Genomic DNA, 3867 nt, shown 5'->3' with positions numbered 1-3867 from the left:
TCCGCCCCCTTACAGCTAATCCGGTCTAGAGAAACGACCAGTAGTGTTAATCCGCAATACCCCTGGAGAGCTATTCGCAGCTACGGGAAGGTTATCTCTCCCCACTCCCCCACCTCACGAAGTAGGTGGGGGTCATTGAACGTCCCTTCTATGAAGGCGTGAAGTTATTCCACACCATTCAGGATGTGTACTTGTCTGATGATGTGACGATTGCATAACAATTAACAATTAACAATCAACAATCAACAATCAACAATTGGTTGTTGGTTGTTAGTTGTTTATTCTTGGTGAAAAAAGGAACAACGAAAAAATAATCTGTGTCCCACCCTAAATAGTCTTAGCCTGCCGTAGAGATTGTACCGTTTGCCGGGTGGTTTCGGCCACGCGATCGATTTCTTCGGCGGTGTTGAATCGCCCAATGCCAAAGCGCAAAGACGCATAAGCGAGAGCTTCTGAACGGCCTAAGGCCGTGAGGACGTGGGATGGGGTGGTGGCGGTACTCGAACAGGCAGACCCCGACGAAAGGGCAACCGTAGGCTGGAGGCCGAGGAGTAAGGCTGAACCATCTACTCCGGCAAAACTAACATTGAGGTTGCCGGGGAGTCGTTGGCTGAGATGGCCATTGAGGTAGATATCATCGAGGGATTGGAGTTGCTCCCAGAGGCGGTTTCGTAGCCCCTGTAGGCGTTCTGCTTCCTCCTCCATCATCTCTAAGCCTAACTCTACTGCCTTGCCAAATCCGACAATTTGCGGGGGATAGAGGGTCCCAGAGCGAATATCCCGTTCTTGGCCACCGCCGTGGAGTTGGGCGGCTATTTTCACACGGGGATTTCGTCGCCGCAGATATAATGCTCCAATGCCCTTGGGCCCGTAGATTTTATGACCTGTCAGGGACATGAGATCAATTTGCATAGCATCCACATCTAGGGGAATTTTCGCAATGGCTTGGGCGGCATCGGTATGAAATAAGACCTCATGACGGTGGCAAATTTCCCCAATTTCCGCTAAGGGTTGAATTACACCAATTTCATTATTGGCAGCCATAACGGAGACTAAAATGGTATCGGGGCGAATGGTTTTTTCGAGTTGGTCTAGGTCTAATAACCCATCTTCTTGGACGGGTAATACCGTCACCTCAAACCCCAAGGACTCTAAATAGCGATAAGGATCAATTACGGCCCGGTGTTCGGTGGCTACGGTGATGATATGGCGGCCTTTGGTGAAATAGGCTTCAGCAACCCCTTTGATGGCTAAATTATTGGCTTCGGTGGCCCCACTGGTAAAAATGAGCTCTTCTGGGCCGCAGTTAATGGCTTTTGCGAGGGTTTCTCGCGTTTTTTTCACGGCGGCTTCTGCTTCCCACCCATAGGCATGGTTAATACTCGACGGGTTGCCAAATCGTTCGGTGAAATAGGGCAACATGGCTTCTAATACCCGTTCATCAACGGGTGTCGTGGCGTGACAGTCGAGATAAATGGGTTTTTGACTCATTTTTTTGTTGTTGGTTGTTTGTTCTTGGTTGTTGGTTGGTAACAAGTCAAGTAGGTTAGAAACCGGGTTTCTGTTTAACATTGTAGAAAAGTATTATCGGTTTGGACAGAAACCCGGTTTCTTCGCTTCAATCTCCAATCTCCAATCTCCAATCTCCATTACTCAATTAACTGGCTGCATTTTCAGCCGATAAGGAGGATTGGGGGGTGGGGGTTTGTTCGTCTCTGGCCCATTGGCGATAATCTTCAATGAGATGGCTTAATAAGCGTTGTTTAATACGCATTAAGACGCTTTTTACTAAACTGTTTCCCGCATTTTCTAAGAGATGGCCGGGGGCTAATAATAACATGGGGGGAACATCAACGGTGACTTTGGTAATGGCTTTGCCTTTGAGTTTAATTTTACCGTCTTGTTCTCGGACGGCTAATTTCCCTTGCACATTTAACCAAAACCGATCATTAATATAATCAATGCCACGAATTTCACAGGATTGAGATTGCAAATATACAGTCCCTTCACTATCTGACCATACTTTTAGCACTACGGTGGGCTGAAAGTGATACAAGTTGAGTAAATTTAATTCGCGCATTTTCAGACGATAACAGTCATTGCCCAATTCTTCCATGAGACGGGGATCAGCAATGGCATTGACAAGGCGGTGGGGTTGTCGTAGATAATGCTGAATGGGGATCGATTCTTCTTCTACAGGAATGGTGACTGGTTCGACTGCTTCGCAAGAAATTTTCATAACAATAAGTTTTAAGACTTTGAGGGACGCAACTGTGTCCTATTAATATTACTTTACAAAATCTTTAGAAATCCGACAGGTGGCAAAAATACGACAAATTTGTTTACATTGTCTTAAAAAAATGAAATATTTGCGCTAATTTTTTAAGAATCTCTCTCTAGACGGATGCCCCATTGCTGTAATGTTGTACCCTTTGTCCGTTGTAATTCGGTGAGCGAGTTTAAATAGTTGATGCGGCGTTGGAGTTCTCTATTTTTGGCATTTAATAATCGTTCTTGGGCTTCTCGTAATTCAAAGGGATTCCCTTCTCCCGCATCGACTAAGGCTTCTTGGGCTTCTAAGTTGCGTTGGGCTAAGGTTACGGCTTGTTGGGCGAGTTCAATTTGGCGAAATTGTAGCTGAATTTCTCGGATGCGATCGCTGATTTCCGTGCGAATTTCCTCCTCTCTCAGTTCTAGGGTATTCTCTTGTTGTAATAAATTCACCCTAGCCCGTTCAAAGTTCTCCTCATCTTGTTTTCGGTTGCCTAACCGTCGGGTTAATACCAACTGGGCCGAAACATCGGACTGATCCGTAAAGGCTTGATTATACTGGGTTTCTAAGTCCAGTCGCCATTGGCGATTATTCTTGGCCTCTACCACATTAAACTCCGCCAACTTGAGACTCAGTAAGCGGATCAAATAATCGGGGCGATTATTAAAAGCCATCTGTTCCACCTCCTCGGTGGCAATTTTGACGGGGGTTTGGGTGGCTTCGGTGACATTTTCCACAGCCATGACAGGTAATTCCCGCTCAATCCCCAATTGGTTCAATAGGGCAAGACGGGCGGATTGGACGGCGTTTTGGGCTTCAATTAACTGACTTTCAAAGTCTGTGACGTTTTGTTCACTGGTGAGAAGACGAAACTCTGCTTCTCGGCCTGCCTCCACTAATGCCTGTTGTCGTTCTAGGGCTTTTTTGGCATTCTCTAAGGCCACTTGAGTATTGTTAACTTGTTCTTGTTGTTGTAACAGTCGGCGATAGAGTCGAATGGATTGAATAATCTCTGCACTGAGGGTATCCCGTAACGCTAACAGGTTAATATCTTCTTGGACTAAGGCGCGATCGAGGTTTAAGCGGGTAATTTCTGGCCCTGCATCCCGTAAGAGGGGCTGGTTAAAGGATAATGTCACCCCTTGGCGCAAGGAGTCCTCGGTGGTTAAGGCATTTAAGGACCGCAGTTGACTACGCCAATCGACTTGTATTTCTCCTCCGGTGGGCAATAATAGGGAAATTTCTGCCCCCAGTTGAATTTGTTCTTGGGTGTTTTCAATGTCTAAATCTTCTCCATCTCCGGTGAGTTGAGTCCGGAGGGTGGGGGTTAATTTGGGGTCAAATTCCCCTTGGGCAGTACGCAGACTGGCACGTTGAACGATGCGGTCTAAGTAGGCGTTTTGAATGGGGGTGTTGTTGGTGACGGTTAATTGGACGACTTCTTCTAGGGTGAGGGGGACGCGGTTTTCGGGCTGACTGGGTTTTTCGGGGGTGGGGGAGTCTGAGGGTTTACTTTGGGCGAGAAACTGGGTAAAGGGGTTATGATGACGGGCCCGACGTTGACGGGGTTGGGGTTGGCGAGGGGAGGTTAATTG

3 protein-coding genes are annotated in these 3867 nt (G+C 47.0%); all 3 read right to left on the bottom strand.

The window, feature by feature from the left end; all coding sequences use genetic code 11:
• Window positions 1-327: 327 nt before the first annotated feature.
• Window positions 328-1491: a cysteine desulfurase family protein gene (locus tag PN462_RS23280; RefSeq protein WP_272131256.1), complete on the bottom strand. Its 1164-nt coding sequence runs from the start codon at window positions 1489-1491 to the stop codon at window positions 328-330.
• A gap of 166 nt (window positions 1492-1657) precedes the next feature.
• On the bottom strand, window positions 1658-2239 hold the full coding sequence (locus tag PN462_RS23275) for a DUF1997 domain-containing protein (RefSeq protein WP_272131255.1): 582 nt from the start codon (window positions 2237-2239) through the stop codon (window positions 1658-1660).
• A 143-nt stretch (window positions 2240-2382) separates the two neighbouring features.
• Window positions 2383-3867 (bottom strand): TolC family protein (locus PN462_RS23270; RefSeq protein ID WP_272131254.1); only part of this gene is annotated, 1485 nt, incomplete at its 5' end.

The organism is Spirulina sp. CS-785/01, from assembly GCF_028330525.1.
Taxonomy (GTDB): domain Bacteria; phylum Cyanobacteriota; class Cyanobacteriia; order Cyanobacteriales; family Spirulinaceae; genus JAQMSD01.
Note: the sequence above shows the minus strand (reverse complement) of the source record. Positions and strands in the feature narration are given on the sequence as shown.